The organism is uncultured Roseobacter sp., from assembly GCF_947501835.1.
Classification (GTDB): domain Bacteria; phylum Pseudomonadota; class Alphaproteobacteria; order Rhodobacterales; family Rhodobacteraceae; genus Roseobacter.
In genome coordinates this window covers 16,069-30,542 of record NZ_CANMXR010000006.1, presented here as the reverse complement: position 1 = coordinate 30,542, position 14,474 = coordinate 16,069, and the positions used below count along the sequence as shown (strand labels likewise).

Sequence of the window (14,474 nt, the reverse complement as noted above, 5' to 3'; positions counted from 1 at the left end):
AGCGGAGGAAGCCCCATGTCTGTGACCGAGATGCGCCCGAATATGGAACACTGGCAGGAACGCGTGGACCTTGCCGCCGCCTTCCGCTGGACGGTGCGGCTGAACATGCACGAGGCGGTGGCAAACCACTTCAGCCTGGCGATCAATGACGATGGTACCAAATTCCTGATGAACCCCAACCAAATGCATTTTTCGCGCATCAGGGCGTCCGATCTGATCGTGGTGGATGCCAATGATCCGGAAACACTGAAAGGGCCGGATGCGCCCGACCCGACTGCCTGGGGGTTGCACGGCGGGTTGCACAGGCACTGCGCCCACGCCCGCTGCGCGATGCATGTGCATTCGCCCTATGCCACGGCTTTGGCAGCCCTGGCCGACAGCCGCCTGCCGCCGGTGGATCAGAACGCCTGCACCTTCTTCAATCGTTATGTCATCGATGAAAACTACGGCGGGTTGGCCTTTGAAGAGGAAGGGGAGCGCTGCGCGCAACTCTTTGATGATCCAAAAAAGAAGGTCATGATCATGGGCAACCACGGGATCATGATCATCGGGGACACCGTCGCGGACACCTTCAACCGGCTCTATTACTTCGAGCGGGCCTGTATGACCTATATCATGGCCCTGCAAACCGGACAGCCCTTGCGCGTATTGTCGGATGATGTGGCCGAGAAGACAGCGCAGGAGCTGGAGACCTATCCCGAACAGGACGCGCGTCATTTGGCGGAACTCAAGGCCATTCTGGATGAAGAAGGGTCAACCTATGCCCAATGACGCCGAAGCCCGGGAAGCCGGGTGCCTGAACTACCGCCCCCCGACGCCACTGGTGCAGACCCCGCTGTTTCAATCGCCGCTGCACCCACGGGATGAAGCGCGCACGCATAAAGAAGCAGATGTATACGTGATGGGGCATCGGGTGGTCATTGACGATCTGTCGGTCTGGACGAGCACACGGCGTCTGGGGAGATAAGCGCATCCCTGCGCTTTTTTCCCATGTTTATGAAAGACCTGATCCCATGACCGCCTACGGCCTGACTGACGAACACCAGATGATTGCGGAGACTGTCCGCAGCTTTGTCGAAAACGAAATCTACCCGCATGAAGAGCTCGTCGAACGCACCGGTGAAGTGCCCGCCGAAATCGCGCAGGAGATCAAGCGCAAGACCCTTGAGTTGGGGTTTTACGCCTGCAACTTCCCCGAAAGCGTCGGTTGTGCGGGGCTGAACCACCTTGAGTTTGCGTTGGTGGAGCGGGAGTTGGGCCGTGGTTCCATGGCGCTCAATCACTTCTTTGGTCGTCCGCAGAACATCCTGATGGCCTGTGAAGGTGAACAGGTGGAGCGCTACCTGATGCCGGCGGTGCGCGGCGAGAAGATGGACGCATTGGCGATGACCGAACCCGGGGCCGGATCTGATGTGCGGGGCATGAAATGCGCCGCCGTGCGCGACGGCGGCGACTGGGTGGTGAACGGGACCAAGCACTTCATCTCGGGCGCGGAGCATGCCGATTTCATCATCGTTTTCATCGCAACCGGTGAGGATCAGACGCCAAAAGGGCCGAAAAAACGGATCACAGCGTTTCTGGTCGATCGTGGCACGCCGGGGTTCACCATCCGCGACGGGTATAAATCCGTCAGCCATCGCGGCTACAAGAACATGATCCTCGATTTCGATGACTGCAGGCTACCGGACGCGCAGGTTCTTGGGGAGGTGGACGGCGGTTTCGAGGTGATGAACACTTGGCTTTATGCCACGCGGATCACGGTTGCGACCATGTCGGTGGGCCGTGCGCGTCGCGTGTTTGACTATGCGCTGACTTATGCCGCGGAGCGGGAGCAGTTCGGCCAGAAGATAGGCAAGTTTCAGGGCGTCAGTTTTCAGCTTGCCGATATGGTCACCGAAATCGATGCCGCAGATCTGTTGACGCTGGCCAGCGCGGATAGGTTGGACAAAGGGCTGCCTGCAAACCGGGAGATTGCGAGTGCCAAGCTCTATGCTTCGGAGATGCTGGCACGGGTAACCGACGCCGCGATCCAGATCCATGGCGGCATGGGACTGATGGATGACTATCCGCTGGAACGGTTCTGGCGTGATGCGCGGGTCGAGCGGATCTGGGACGGGACATCTGAGATTCAACGCCATATCATCAGCCGCGATTTGCTGCGGGCGCTGGGCGCATGAGGTTTTATGCCTCCGGCGGGGATATTTTGGGCCAGAAGAAACCGGCAGGGCCGTGATGAGGCGTGATCTTTCGCGGTTGCTGGCGCCGCAGTCCATTGCGGTGATTGGTGGTGGTGCGTGGTGTCGTCAGGTCATCATGCAGGCGCAGAAAATAGGCTTTTCGGGACAGATCTGGTTGGTGCATCCGGAGCGGATCGAGGTTGCAGGCGTCAAGGCAGTTGTGGATGTTAGAGATTTGCCGGGACCGCCCGATGCGGTTTTTATTGGGGTCAACCGGAATGCCACCATTCAGACCGTAAAAGCTCTGTCGGACATGAGGGCAGGCGGGGCGGTGTGTTTCGCCTCGGGCTTTTCCGAAGCGGCATCTGAAGATGCGCAGAGCAAAAAATTGCAGGCCGAGCTTGTTGCCGCAGCGGGCGACATGCCAATCCTTGGCCCCAATTGCTATGGGTTCATCAATGCATTGGATGGCGCGCTGCTCTGGCCGGATCAGCACGGGTGCAAGCGGGTCGATCGGGGCGTCGCCATCCTGACGCAAAGTTCCAACATCGCGATCAACCTGACCATGCAGCGGCGGGGGCTGCCGATTGCCGCCGTCGTGACCTGCGGAAACATGGCGCAGATCGGCCAGGCCGAGATCGCGATGGCCCTGCTGGATGATCCACGGATCACGGCCATCGGCCTGCATGTCGAGGGGTTTGGGGATCCCAGTGCATGGCATGCCCTGGCGCTGAAGGCGCGCGATAAGGCGGTGCCATTGATCGCGCTGAAGGTTGGTGCATCGGAGCAGGCGCAAACCGCAACCGTCTCCCATACCGCGTCTTTGGCTGGGAGCGATGCGGGCGCCACCGCACTTTTGCGGCGGCTCGGCATCGCCCGTCTGGACGATCTGCCCAGTTTTCTGGAGACCTTGAAGCTGCTGCACTGCAATGGCCCGCTTGAGACCAACGCGCTGTCTTGCATCAGTTGCTCGGGGGGTGAGGCCAGTCTGGCGGCAGATACGGCGACCAATATGCACCTGCATTTTCCACCCCTAGAGGCGGTGCAAAAGACTGAATTGTCTGATGCGCTGGGTCCAATGGTGGCACTTTCCAACCCCTTGGATTATCATACTTATATCTGGGGAGATGTCGCAAAAATGACGGCGGCCTGGCTGCCGATGGCGGCATCCCACATCGGTTTGCTGATGCTGGTCATTGATTACCCGCACACCGACGCAAGTGATTGGGAAAGTGCGACGCAAGCGGCCATTGCCGTGCGCGCGCGCAGCGGACGCCCCGTGGCCGTGGTCGCGACACTGCCTGAGCTGATGCCACCGGATGTGTCGGATCGCCTGATGGCTGCGGGTGTGACACCGATATGCGGTCTGTGCGAGGCCATGCGCGCCGCCGAGGCAGCCGCCAGCATAAGGCCACCGGATGATGTTCCGCCCGTACCCCCGGGGGCTGAACGGGCGTCCATCATGCTGAGCGAGGCCGAGGCCAAAACGCTGCTACGGCGATACGGTTTGCCAACGCCGAACAGCATCGTTTCTGATCGCGCCCCGGATGCAAGCAAGGCACGCGGGCTGGCAGCGCCGCTGGTTTTGAAAGGGCAAGGTAGCGCGCATAAATCCGAAGCGGGGGCGGTTCGGCTGAATCTGACCCACGAGGCGCTGACCAAGGCCGCCCGGGAAATGTCGGCCAACAGCTTTCTCGTAGAGGAAATGGTGCAGGGGGCGGTTGCGGAACTGCTCGTTGGAGTGACGCGCGATGCGGCCCATGGTTTTGTGCTGACCCTCGGGACAGGCGGTGTCTTGACCGAACTGTGGCAGGACAGCGTATCGCTCTTGTTGCCCGTGACGGAAGCGCAGGTCGCAGACGCGCTGAAAACGCTCAAAACCTATCCGCTTCTAACCGGATATCGGGGCAGGCCCGCTGCGCATATGGATGCAATCATCGCCGCCGTCATGGCTGTGCAGGCTTGCGTCATTGCGCATGCAGACGCAATCAGCGAGGTTGAGGTCAATCCGCTCATATGTACCCCGGAACGCGCCGTGGCGGCGGATGCGCTGGTCCTAATGTCCCCCCCCACACGTCCAAGGAGGCTTAAATGAACCCGATCAAAACCACCCGAAAAGGGGCCGTCTTGCTGGTCACATTGGACCGGCCCAAAGCGAACGCCATTGATCTGGAAACCTCCCGCATCATGGGGCAGGTCTTTGCAGATTTTCGGGACGATCCCGACCTGCGCGTCGCCATCCTGACCGGCGGTGGTGAGAAGTTTTTCTGTCCCGGATGGGACCTGAAGGCGGCAGCGGAGGGCGACGCGGTGGATGGCGATTACGGTGTCGGCGGCTTTGGCGGATTGCAGGAATTGCGCGGGATGAACAAACCCGTGATCGCGGCGGTGAACGGTATTGCCTGTGGCGGCGGGCTGGAACTGGCGCTGAGTGCGGATATGATTCTGGCCGCAGACCATGCGACATTTGCACTGCCCGAGATCCGTTCCGGGACCGTGGCTGACGCTGCTTCTGTGAAATTACCGAAACGCATCCCCTATCACATTGCGATGGAGCTTTTGCTGACCGGGCGCTGGTTTGACGCTTCCGAGGCTAAAAACTGGGGGCTGGTCAATGAAATCCTGCCTGCGGATGCGCTGATGGACCGCGCCTGGGCGCTGGCGGAATTGCTCGCCTCCGGGCCGCCGCTTGTCTATGCGGCGATCAAGGAAATCGTGCGTGATGCGGAAGATGCGAAGTTCCAGGACGCGATGAACCGTATCACCAAACGTCAGCTGGAAACGGTGGATCGCCTCTATGCCTCCGAGGATCAGCTTGAGGGCGCGCGCGCCTTTGCCGAAAAACGCGATCCCGTGTGGAAAGGGCGTTAGCCTCCTCGCGTTCCGCGCTTGAACCTTGCCGCTGAGACGTTCACTTTGAGCGCATGACAAAGACACTTCTTTCCATTGGCCACGGTTTTAGTGCGCGCGCGCTTGCGGCGCGATTGATCCCGAACGGATGGCGCGTGATCGGGACAACCCGCAGCGCAGACAAGGCCGAAGAGATCGCCGCAACGGGGGTTGAGCCGGTGATTTGGCCCGGCACGGATTTGAACGCCGCGCTGGAACAGGCAGATGCCCTGCTGGTTTCCGCCGGGCCGGGGCCGGAGGGCGATCCGACACTGGCCGTGATGCGCCCCGAAATCGAGGCCGCAGCGCGCCGGTTGGATTGGGCTGGATATCTCTCCACCACCGGCGTTTACGGCGATCACCAGGGGGGATGGGTGGATGAAACCTCCCCGCTGACCCCCTCAACGGCGCGCGGACTGGCACGCGTTGAGGCAGAGGCCGCGTGGCAGGGGGTCCCGGGCCTGAAGCTGCATATCTTTCGGCTTGCTGGCATCTACGGGCCCGGGCGTGGCCCCTTTGCCAAGGTCCGCAATGGCACGGCGCGCCGGATTATCAAGAAAGGGCAGGTGTTTTCGCGCATTCATGTTGAAGATATCGCCCAGGTGCTGGAGGCCTCGCTGGCGCAGCCCAATCCCGGCGCGGTCTATAACCTCTGTGATGACGATCCCGCGCCGCCGCAGGATGTCATCGCCCATGCGGCTGAGCTTCTGGGACTGCCCTTGCCGCCAGCGGTGGATTTCGAGACTGCGGATATGACGCCGATGGCGCGCAGCTTTTATGCCGAAAGCAAGAAGGTGCGGAACGACCGGATCAAACACGAACTTGGCGTGACCTTGCTGTACCCGGATTACCGCGCCGGATTGGCGGCTTTACTGCGTGCAGAAAGCCAGAACGAGTCTGCTGGAAAAGCGTGAGCGTGTTTAAAATGGGCGTTGGGTGAACAGGGGTGGCGTCGGCGCCTCCTCGCATCACCTTCCGGGCGGTTGCTCTCAGGCCCGCGCTTCGCCAATCTGCGCGACACCCAGAACGTCCAGAACTTTGCTCTCGATATCCGAGGCATTCATGCCTGCCACCGCGTACATGTCCGCCGGGCTCGCCTGATCAATGAAAATATCGGGCAGCACCATGGAGCGGTATTTCAGGCCGGTGTCGAAAACCGCCTCCTCGCTCAGCAATTGGGCGACGTGGCTGCCGAAACCGCCCACCGCCCCTTCTTCGATGGTGATCAACGCTTCATGCTCTGCCGCGAGATTGAGGATCAACTCGCGATCCAGCGGCTTGGCAAACCGCGCATCGGCGACGGTCGGGGTGATTCCACGCGCCGACAACGCCTCGGCCGCTTTTTCGACTTCTGCCAGACGGGTACCAAAAGACAAGAGCGCAACGCGGGCGCCCGCAGAGATGATCCGCCCCTTGCCAATCTCAAGCGGCGTGCCGCGCTCCGGCATTTCCACACCCTGACCCTCGCCACGGGGGAAACGAAAGGCGATGGGTCCGTCGTCGTAGGCGGCGGCAGTGGCCACCATATGTTTGAGTTCCGCCTCATCCGCAGCCGCCATCACCACAAAGCCGGGCAGATTGGCCAGATAGGCCACATCAAATGCACCCGCGTGGGTGGCCCCATCCGCCCCGACCAATCCGGCACGGTCAATGGCAAAGCGTACAGGCAGCCGTTGAATGGCCACGTCATGCACCACCTGATCGTACCCGCGCTGCAAGAAGGTCGAGTAAAGCGCGCAGAAGGGTTTCATACCGCCCGCCGCCAGCCCGGCGGAGAAGGTCACACCATGCTGCTCCGCGATGCCCACATCAAAGCAGCGGCTGGGATAGCGTTCAGCAAAGAGGTTCAGGCCAGTTCCATCCGGCATTGCCGCAGTGATCGCGCAAATCTTGTCGTCCTCCGCAGCCTCCTGCAGCAGGCTGTCGGCAAAGACGCGGGTGTAGCTTGGCGCATTGGAGGGGGCTTTTTTCTGCTCGCCCGTTACCACATCGAATTTGGCCGTGGCGTGGCCCTTGTCGCGGGCGGTTTCGGCGGGTTCGTAGCCTTTGCCCTTCTTGGTTAGCACATGGATGAGGATCGGACCCGTGGCGCGCGCCTTGACCGTGCGCAGGACCGGCAGCAGCTGGTCCATGTCATGTCCGTCGATGGGGCCCAGATAGGAAAACCCCAGTTGCTCAAACAGAGTCCCGCCTACGGCCATGCCCTTGAGAATGTCCTTGGCCCGCTTGGCCCCTTCGCGGAAGGGTTCCGGCAGCAGGCTCACGGCGCCTTTGGCTGCGGCCTTAAGATCCTGGAACGGTTCTTCCGCATAGAGCCGACTGAGATAGGTCGACATCGCGCCCACCGGTGGCGCGATGGACATTTCATTGTCGTTCAGGATCACGATCAGACGTTTGCCCAAATGGCCTGCGTTGTTCATTGCCTCATAGGCCATGCCCGCGCTCATCGAACCATCACCAATCACCGCGATGGCGTCGCCCAGACCTTCGGGCACCACCCCGCCCAGATCCCGTGCCACGGCAAACCCCAAAGCCGCCGAGATCGAGGTCGAACTATGCGCCGCGCCAAAGGGATCGTAGGGCGATTCTTTACGCTTGGTGAATCCGCTCAACCCGTCCTTCATGCGCAGGGTTCGGATGCGATCCCGGCGCTCCGTCAGGATCTTGTGTGGGTAACACTGGTGGCCGACGTCCCAGATGATCTTGTCGCGCGGCGTGTCGAAGATCGCATGCAACGCCACGGTCAGTTCCACAACGCCAAGCCCCGCGCCCAGATGGCCACCGGTGACGGAGACCGCCGACACCGTCTCGGACCGCAATTCATGCGCCAGCTGCGTCAACTGCCGGTCCGTCAGCTGTTTCATATCGGCAGGCCGCTGAACGGTGTCGAGCAAGGGGGTATCGGGTCGCTTTGACGTCATGATCTGTCTCTCAATGCGCGCGTGTCACAACGAAGCGCGCAGCCTCTTTTAAAGTGTCTGCGTCTTTTCCGTAACCCGCCAGGCTGTCGCAGGCCGTCTCCACCAGTTCAGACGCGCGTTTGCGCGCCGCTTCAAGGCCCAAAAGGGACACGAAGGTTGCTTTGCCCGCATCCGCGTCTTTGCCCACCGCTTTACCGACCGTGATAGTATCGCCCGTGACATCCAGAACATCATCCGCAATCTGAAAGGCCAGCCCAAGCGCGCGCGCATAGGCCTGCAACGCGGTCGTATCAGCCTGCGCCATGCAAGCGCCTGCGGTTGCCGACCATTCGATCAATGCGCCGGTCTTGCCTTGTTGCAGTGCGGTGATTTCCTGCAATGTCAGTGGTGTTTGCGCGGTTTCAGCGGCGATATCCAGCGCCTGCCCCAGCACCATCCCCTGTGCCCCACTTGCCCGTGCCAGGCGCAGCGCCAATTCCGCGCGTACCGCAGCGTTGGGGCTGGTTTCTTCCCGGCTGACCAATTCAAACGCCAGCGTTTGCAGCGCGTCCCCTGCCAGCACCGCTGTCGCCTCGTCCCATTTCTTGTGAACCGTCGGTTGCCCACGGCGCAGATCATCATCGTCCATGCAGGGCAGGTCATCATGCACCAAAGAATAGGCATGCAAGGCTTCGATACCGGTCGCGGGCCAGATCGCCCGTGACGCATCAATCCCATGCAGCCGCGCGCTTTCCAACACCAGAAAACCGCGCAAGCGTTTGCCGCCATGTGTTGCATGCGCCATGGCCTCCACCACGGGCAGAGCGTCCAAAGCGCCAAGGATCAGATCAAAGTGGTGTTGAATGGTCTGGGCGGCGTCGCCCAGACGGTCGGCAAACATGCTCAGAGCCCTTCAGCCGGTTTTGTTCCCGTCGGGGTACCCTCACCGTCCAGGGTGATGGCGGCCACCTTTTCTTCGGCCTCTTTCAGCTTCGTCTCGCAGCGCGCTTTCAGGGCCGCGCCCCGTTCATAAAGTGCGATGCTCTCATCCAGCGCCACATCCCCGCGCTCCAACTGACCCAGCACTTTTTCCAGCTCGGCCATCGCCTGCTCGAAACTCATCTGATCTACGGGTGTATCGGTCATGGTTGGAACGTCCTGTCTGTGCGCTGGCAGTTTTCTAGCGGGTATTTCAGCGCGGTGCCAGCCCACCGCCCCTTTCTTCTGGCCAGAAATATCCTCGGGGGAGGCCCGTCAGGGCCGGGGGCAGACAGCCCCCAATGCCCCCGGCCTCCTATTCCGGCGCCAGCATGTACCCCGCGCCGCGCACGGTTTGCAGATAGCGCGGCTGCTTGGGGTCTTCTTCGATCTTGCGCCGCAACCGGGTGATCTGAACATCCACCGCACGTTCCTGCGCCTGCCCGCGGTCACGCCCCAGCTCTTCCACCAGCTTCGCGCGGCTGATGGGTTCATTGCAGCTGGCGGAGAAGATTTTCATCAACTGCATCTCGGTTGCGGTCAACCGCACAAGATCCTCGCCCTGCCACATCTCGCCGCGCTCCATGTCGTAGCGGATGGTGCCCAGCGTAAGCACCTTGGGCGCTGTCTGGTCAACAGGCGCCTCCGGCATACGGCGCAGGATGGCGTTGATCCGCAACAACAACTCCTTGGGCTCGAACGGTTTGGCGAGGTAATCATCTGCCCCGGCCTCCAACCCTTCGATCCGATTGCCGGTCTCCCCCTTGGCCGTCAGCAGAAGGATCGGCACGGCGCGGGTTTCCCGCAGCGATTTCGTCAGCGTCAGACCGTCTTCGCCCGGCATCATCACGTCCAGGACGATCAGATCGAAATCCAGACCCGACAGAATGCGCCGCGCATGGGCTGCATCTCGTGCGGCAGTCACCAGAAAACCGCTCCGCATCAGGAATTTCTGCAACAAGGTCCGAATACGTTCATCGTCGTCAACGATCAGCAGATGTGCATCCATGTCGCTCATGTGCCGCTATCCCGCAGCCGCGTATAGGCATAGCGCATTTCGCGGTCCATCATGGCTTCCAGCACCTGCCGAAAGCCGGCAACCGCGTCCGGCCCCGCATCGCGAAAGGCCATCCGCATCCGCGCGCGCTGCGCATCCGAGAGTTTCTGTTCCAGCGCCTGCCCTTCCTCTGTCAAAAACAAATGCCGCTCGCGTTTGTCGAGCTTGCCAACTTTGCTCTCTACCAGACCATCCTCGATCAACGTGCGCAAGACACGGTTGAGCGATTGTTTCGTAACGCCAAGAATGTTGAGCAAATTATTGACCGTGGTGCCCGGCGCGCGATTGATGAAGTGCACGGCACGGTGATGTGCGCGGCCGTATGCCATATCGGCCAGAATGCGATCCGGGTCGGCGGTGAAACCACGATAGGCAAAGAACATCGCCTCGATCCCCTGTCGCAATTGTTCGTCGGTCAAAAACAGAAGGTTTTCACCGCTCTGGGCCGTCGTGCTCCGACCGTCTGCCATACCATGCCTCAATAACTATCGCTCTAATCTGTGTCAGCATATGTCAGTGTTGTTGACATTCCAAGGGTGAAGGGCTATCGAATCGCATCTTTTGCGCAACTTTATGACCGTATCGGACGTATTTTGCGCAATATTTGAAAAGTTTGCGACGAACCCAGGAAGGAAAGACGATGGCAGGCGCTTACAATGATCGCGATGGCAAGATCTGGATGAACGGTCAAATGACCGAATGGCGCGAGGCCAACGTCCATATTCTGACCCATGCAATGCACTATGCCTCCTCGGTCTTCGAGGGGGAGCGCGCCTATAACGGCAAGATTTTCAAAAGCCGCGAGCATTCCGAACGTTTGGTCCGATCGGCCCAGATGATCGACTTCGAAATCCCCTACACCGTGGATGAAATCGAGGCGGCCAAGGTCGAGGTGCTTGCCGCCAGTGGCCTGCAGGATGCCTATGTGCGCGCCATCGCCTGGCGTGGTGCCGGTGAGGACATGGGGGTTGCCTCCGCCCGCAACCCGGTGCAACTGGCCATCGCCGCCTGGGAATGGGGCGCCTATTACGGGGACGCCAAGATGAAGGGTGCCAAGCTCGACATCTCCAAATGGAAGCGCCCAAGCCCGGAGACGATCCCCAGTCATGCCAAGGCTGCGGGCCTCTATATGATCTGTACCATGTCCAAGCACGCGGCAGAAGCCAAGGGGTGCTCGGACGCGATGATGTTCGACTACCGCGGCTATGTGGCCGAAGCGACGGGCGCCAATATCTTCTTTGTCAAAGACGGCGAAGTGCACACGCCGGACCCGGATTGCTTCCTCAACGGGATCACCCGGCAGACCGTGATCGGTATGCTGAAGGACCGTCAGATCAAGGTGCATGAGCGCCACATCATGCCGGAAGAGCTGGAAGGGTTTGAGCAATGCTGGCTGACCGGGACGGCGGCTGAAGTCACACCCGTGGGTCAGATCGGCGACTATAACTTCGAGGTCGGCAGCATCACCCGCGAGATTGCCGAAAGCTATGAGACGCTCGTGCGCAGCTAATGGAACACTGTGACGCCTGTGCACAAACGCAGGCGTCACAAAAGTTTTTCATACCCGTTACACGGGTGTGCCACGGACGTCACAGAGAAGGTGTCCCATGTCGCGGTAGCCAATCGCCACATGGAGACCTTCATGACACGACTCATTCGTCCCACCCGCCGCGCCGTTCTGGCCGGCTCCACCGCCTTTGCCGCCAGCCTCGCCATGCCCAGCCTCAGCCGTGCAGGGTCACGCCCGGTTTTCACGCATGGTGTTCAATCGGGGGACGTCGATACGTCGTCAGGCATGATCTGGACGCGCACGGATCGACCCGCGCGCGTCAGCATGGAGGTGTCCACCACGGAGAGCTTTGCCGATGTGCGGCGCCTGGCCTCAATGGACGCCATCCCCTCCAGCGACATGGCGATCAAACGCCTGGTGCGTGACCTGCCATCGGATCAGGACATCTTTTACCGCTTTGTCGCGACCGATCTCAGTGATGTGAACGCGGTCTCTGAGCCGCTGGTCGGGCGCTTCCGCACCGCACCGATGGCCCGGCGTGACATCCGGTTTGCCTGGTCCGGCGATACCGCCGGTCAGGGCTGGGGCATCGACGATCAGGGCATGGCCACCTATACCACGATGGCGCAACACCAGCCCGATTTCTTCATCCATTCCGGGGATACCATCTATGCCGATGGGCCGATGCAGGACGAGGTGGAAAAAGACGGCGAGGTCATCTGGAAAAACGTCGTGCTGCCCGATGAAAAGCGCAAGGTGGCCGAGACGCTGGACGAATTCCGCGGTCAATGGAAGTACAACCTGCTCGACGAACACGTCCGTCAGATGAACGCAACCGTGCCAACTTTCATGCAGTGGGACGACCATGAGGTGGTGAACAACTGGTCCGACAGCAAGGACATGATGGCCGATGACCGCTACACCGAGAAATCGGTGCATTTGTTGCAGGCCCGCGCCACACGCGCCTTCCATGAGATGACCCCGCTGCGGATCACACCCGAAGAGCCGAACCGCGTCTATCGCAAGATCAACTATGGCCCGATGCTGGATGTCTTCTTCCTCGATTTGCGCAGCTACCGGGGGCCGAACACGGCCACGCCGACCACCGAATTGACCGATGATCAGCGGGTACTGGGCGCGGAGCAGATGGCATGGCTGAAACGCGAACTGGCCGCATCCAAGGCCACGTGGAAGGTGATCGCCTCCGACCAACCCATCGGCCTGATTGTCTGGGACAATTTCCGCGAACAGGCGGGCGCGGAAGGCATCGCGGATGGTACCAGCGGCCCGGCGATGGGGCGCGAGGTTGAGGTCGCAGAACTGCTGCGCTTTATCAAGACCGCCAAGATCGACAATACGGTCTGGTTCACCGCGGATGTGCATTACACCGCCGCGCATTACTACAATCCGGACAAGGCGCAGTTCCAGGATTTCGAGCCCTTCTGGGAGTTCGTGTCCGGCCCACTGCACGCGGGCACCTTCGGGCCGAATGAGATGGACGGCACCTTTGGCGCCGAAGTGAAATTCATCAAAGCGCCGACAGAAGAGCAAGGTGTCAACCTGCCGCCCAGCGCTGGCCTGCAGTTTTTCGGGTTGGTGGATATCGATGCGCAGACGCAGCAGATGAAAGTACGGCTGATGGATCGCGCAGACACAGAGCTTTACGCGGTGACGCTGGATCCGAAAGGGGTCAGCATTTAATCAGTAAGGTCCAAGTCCGACCTCGAATAGGCATGCCGTCCATTCTCGGACGGCATGTCGCGTTTCAGGGCCCAGTATTTGCGCACGTCGGACATGCCCATATCCGGGTTATCCGCCAGAAAATCACGCGTGTATTGGTTGAACTGATTGTGGTGGGCAATATCGCTTTGATAGCCCGGTCTCGCGACCTCCACCCGTTGCCGTTTGTATTCGGCAACGGCGTCAGCAAGCGTTTTGCCGGTATTTTCTTTCATCCACGCCATGAAAGCGATGTTGAACTTGAATTTGGGATCGGCATGCTGCTTAAAAAACCGCCGCACATTCTGTGAGTTTCGGTAGCTGTCGGTGATCACCGTCTGCGGCGTCAGATCGGCGCTGTGCCAGTCAAATTTTGACCTGGGCGTGAGCTTCACGTCACCGGGCCAGGAGGTCTCACCCGTATCGAGAAAATGCGCCAAACGCTCCAGTATCGTGAATTTGCCGCCCGATCGGCGCAGCCCACAGGCCTTGGCTTGCACGTCGAGTTCGGCCTTCAGCCAATACCAGCGGCGCAATTCCGCACCGCTGGTGATCGACGCGATGTCAGGTCGGTTTTCTGCTTTCCTTGGCATCGCTCACATCCTGGATTTTGAGGGCAAGATGTTTCGCCAGCCTCAGAAATCCACCCCGCGCTGTGCCTTTATGCCAGCTTGGTAGGGATGTTTGACTTCGGTCATCTCGGTGACCAGATCGGCATATTCCATCAACTCGGGCTTGGCATCGCGTCCGGTGAGGATCACGCCAGTGCGTTTGTGGCGACCCTTCAGGTTGTTGATCACCTCGTGCACGTCGAGATAGTCATACCGCAGTGCGATGTTGATCTCATCCAGCACGACCAGGTCGTAATCCCCGCTCTCCATCATCTCGACCGCCTTGGCAAAAGCCGCCTGGGCCGCAGCGATGTCGCGCTCCTTGTCCTGCGTATCCCAGGTGAAACCCTCGCCCATGGTGTGCCAGGTCACATTCCCCAACTGGTCAAAAAACCGACGTTCGCCGGTGATCCACTTGCCTTTGATGAACTGCACCACGCCCACAGTCTGTTTCCAGCCCAGCGCGCGAATGACCACGCCAAAAGCGCTGGAGGATTTGCCCTTACCCTTGCCAGTGTGCACCAGCACAAGACCCTTTTCCGGATCCTGGGCTTCGGCAACCTTGGCGCGGTGCTTGGCCTGCACCTTCTTCATTTCTTCCTTGTGGGTCTCCGCGTCACTCATCCTGATCAT

Annotated in this window: 15 protein-coding genes; 8 read left to right on the top strand and 7 right to left on the bottom strand. The window is 60.4% G+C overall.

The window, feature by feature from the left end; all coding sequences use genetic code 11:
- The first annotated feature begins 15 nt into the window (after positions 1 to 15).
- From Q1A20_RS13460 to Q1A20_RS13435, 6 genes are read left to right on the top strand one after another with little or no spacing between them, the layout of a single operon-like run.
- Positions 16 to 771, top strand: a complete 756-nt coding sequence (locus Q1A20_RS13460; protein ID WP_299401887.1) for a class II aldolase and adducin N-terminal domain-containing protein — start codon at positions 16 to 18, stop codon at positions 769 to 771.
- Positions 761 to 967, top strand: a complete 207-nt coding sequence (locus tag Q1A20_RS13455; protein ID WP_299401886.1) for a hypothetical protein — start codon at positions 761 to 763, stop codon at positions 965 to 967. The genes Q1A20_RS13460 and Q1A20_RS13455 overlap by 11 nt, the downstream gene beginning before the upstream one ends.
- A gap of 46 nt (positions 968 to 1,013) precedes the next feature.
- Positions 1,014 to 2,177 carry an acyl-CoA dehydrogenase family protein gene (locus Q1A20_RS13450; protein ID WP_299401885.1) on the top strand — a complete coding sequence of 388 codons (1,164 nt, stop codon included), beginning with the start codon at positions 1,014 to 1,016 and terminating at the stop codon, positions 2,175 to 2,177.
- A 55-nt stretch (positions 2,178 to 2,232) separates the two neighbouring features.
- Entirely contained in the window at positions 2,233 to 4,272 is a 2,040-nt protein-coding gene (locus Q1A20_RS13445) for an acetate--CoA ligase family protein (RefSeq protein WP_299401884.1), read from the top strand.
- Positions 4,269 to 5,048 carry a carnitinyl-CoA dehydratase gene (locus tag Q1A20_RS13440; RefSeq protein WP_299401883.1) on the top strand — a complete coding sequence of 260 codons (780 nt, stop codon included), beginning with the start codon at positions 4,269 to 4,271 and terminating at the stop codon, positions 5,046 to 5,048. The genes Q1A20_RS13445 and Q1A20_RS13440 overlap by 4 nt, the downstream gene beginning before the upstream one ends.
- A 53-nt stretch (positions 5,049 to 5,101) precedes the next feature.
- Positions 5,102 to 5,980: an SDR family oxidoreductase gene (locus Q1A20_RS13435; RefSeq protein WP_299401882.1), complete on the top strand. Its 879-nt coding sequence runs from the start codon at positions 5,102 to 5,104 to the stop codon at positions 5,978 to 5,980.
- 75 nt (positions 5,981 to 6,055) lie between these two features.
- Here the strand turns inward: Q1A20_RS13435 and dxs are convergent, their stop codons facing one another.
- The 5 genes from dxs to Q1A20_RS13410 all read right to left on the bottom strand — a co-directional run bounded on the left by dxs (position 6,056) and on the right by Q1A20_RS13410 (position 10,471).
- Positions 6,056 to 7,987, bottom strand: a complete 1,932-nt coding sequence (dxs, locus tag Q1A20_RS13430) for a 1-deoxy-D-xylulose-5-phosphate synthase (protein WP_299737404.1) — start codon at positions 7,985 to 7,987, stop codon at positions 6,056 to 6,058.
- Between the two features lie 10 nt (positions 7,988 to 7,997).
- Positions 7,998 to 8,867: a polyprenyl synthetase family protein gene (locus Q1A20_RS13425; protein WP_299917107.1), complete on the bottom strand. Its 870-nt coding sequence runs from the start codon at positions 8,865 to 8,867 to the stop codon at positions 7,998 to 8,000.
- Positions 8,868 to 8,869: 2 nt separating this feature from the next.
- Positions 8,870 to 9,112, bottom strand: coding sequence for an exodeoxyribonuclease VII small subunit (locus tag Q1A20_RS13420; protein WP_298969171.1), 243 nt, complete (start codon positions 9,110 to 9,112; stop codon positions 8,870 to 8,872).
- 148 nt (positions 9,113 to 9,260) lie between these two features.
- A complete protein-coding gene (locus Q1A20_RS13415) occupies positions 9,261 to 9,962 on the bottom strand; it encodes a response regulator (protein WP_298969169.1) in 702 nt (233 codons plus the stop codon).
- Positions 9,959 to 10,471 (bottom strand): MarR family transcriptional regulator, encoded by a 513-nt coding sequence (locus tag Q1A20_RS13410; protein WP_298969168.1) that lies wholly within the window; start codon positions 10,469 to 10,471, stop codon positions 9,959 to 9,961. The genes Q1A20_RS13415 and Q1A20_RS13410 overlap by 4 nt, the downstream gene beginning before the upstream one ends.
- Before the next feature lie 170 nt (positions 10,472 to 10,641).
- On the opposite strand from Q1A20_RS13410, the gene Q1A20_RS13405 reads away from it, so the two are divergent.
- Together Q1A20_RS13405 and Q1A20_RS13400 are read left to right on the top strand one after the other, a co-directional pair.
- Positions 10,642 to 11,511 (top strand): branched-chain amino acid aminotransferase, encoded by an 870-nt coding sequence (locus Q1A20_RS13405; protein ID WP_299401878.1) that lies wholly within the window; start codon positions 10,642 to 10,644, stop codon positions 11,509 to 11,511.
- Between the two features lie 132 nt (positions 11,512 to 11,643).
- A complete protein-coding gene (locus Q1A20_RS13400; RefSeq protein ID WP_299917105.1) occupies positions 11,644 to 13,212 on the top strand; it encodes an alkaline phosphatase D family protein in 1,569 nt (522 codons plus the stop codon).
- Here Q1A20_RS13400 and Q1A20_RS13395 read toward each other — a convergent pair.
- Both Q1A20_RS13395 and cobO read right to left on the bottom strand, forming a co-directional pair.
- Positions 13,209 to 13,823 (bottom strand): DUF6434 domain-containing protein, encoded by a 615-nt coding sequence (locus tag Q1A20_RS13395; RefSeq protein ID WP_299401876.1) that lies wholly within the window; start codon positions 13,821 to 13,823, stop codon positions 13,209 to 13,211. The two genes, Q1A20_RS13400 and Q1A20_RS13395, sit on opposite strands and share 4 nt — an antisense overlap.
- A 42-nt stretch (positions 13,824 to 13,865) precedes the next feature.
- Entirely contained in the window at positions 13,866 to 14,465 is a 600-nt protein-coding gene (cobO, locus tag Q1A20_RS13390) for a cob(I)yrinic acid a,c-diamide adenosyltransferase (RefSeq protein WP_299401875.1), read from the bottom strand.
- Between the last annotated feature and the right edge of the window lie 9 nt (positions 14,466 to 14,474).

What these genes read in the sequence shown, in the direction of transcription:
- Q1A20_RS13425 (WP_299917107.1), bottom strand. Translation starts at nt 8,867, where the DNA reads ATGTTTGCCGACCGTCTGGGCGACGCCGCCCAGACCATTCAACACCAC.
- cobO (WP_299401875.1), bottom strand. Translation starts at nt 14,465, where the DNA reads ATGAGTGACGCGGAGACCCACAAGGAAGAAATGAAGAAGGTGCAGGCC.
- Q1A20_RS13445 (WP_299401884.1), top strand. Translation starts at nt 2,233, where the DNA reads ATGAGGCGTGATCTTTCGCGGTTGCTGGCGCCGCAGTCCATTGCGGTG.
- dxs (WP_299737404.1), bottom strand. Translation starts at nt 7,987, where the DNA reads ATGACGTCAAAGCGACCCGATACCCCCTTGCTCGACACCGTTCAGCGG.
- Q1A20_RS13410 (WP_298969168.1), bottom strand. Translation starts at nt 10,471, where the DNA reads ATGGCAGACGGTCGGAGCACGACGGCCCAGAGCGGTGAAAACCTTCTG.
- Q1A20_RS13415 (WP_298969169.1), bottom strand. Translation starts at nt 9,962, where the DNA reads ATGAGCGACATGGATGCACATCTGCTGATCGTTGACGACGATGAACGT.
- Q1A20_RS13435 (WP_299401882.1), top strand. Translation starts at nt 5,102, where the DNA reads ATGACAAAGACACTTCTTTCCATTGGCCACGGTTTTAGTGCGCGCGCG.
- Q1A20_RS13440 (WP_299401883.1), top strand. Translation starts at nt 4,269, where the DNA reads ATGAACCCGATCAAAACCACCCGAAAAGGGGCCGTCTTGCTGGTCACA.
- Q1A20_RS13455 (WP_299401886.1), top strand. Translation starts at nt 761, where the DNA reads ATGCCCAATGACGCCGAAGCCCGGGAAGCCGGGTGCCTGAACTACCGC.
- Q1A20_RS13395 (WP_299401876.1), bottom strand. Translation starts at nt 13,823, where the DNA reads ATGCCAAGGAAAGCAGAAAACCGACCTGACATCGCGTCGATCACCAGC.
- Q1A20_RS13420 (WP_298969171.1), bottom strand. Translation starts at nt 9,112, where the DNA reads ATGACCGATACACCCGTAGATCAGATGAGTTTCGAGCAGGCGATGGCC.
- Q1A20_RS13405 (WP_299401878.1), top strand. Translation starts at nt 10,642, where the DNA reads ATGGCAGGCGCTTACAATGATCGCGATGGCAAGATCTGGATGAACGGT.
- Q1A20_RS13460 (WP_299401887.1), top strand. Translation starts at nt 16, where the DNA reads ATGTCTGTGACCGAGATGCGCCCGAATATGGAACACTGGCAGGAACGC.
- Q1A20_RS13450 (WP_299401885.1), top strand. Translation starts at nt 1,014, where the DNA reads ATGACCGCCTACGGCCTGACTGACGAACACCAGATGATTGCGGAGACT.
- Q1A20_RS13400 (WP_299917105.1), top strand. Translation starts at nt 11,644, where the DNA reads ATGACACGACTCATTCGTCCCACCCGCCGCGCCGTTCTGGCCGGCTCC.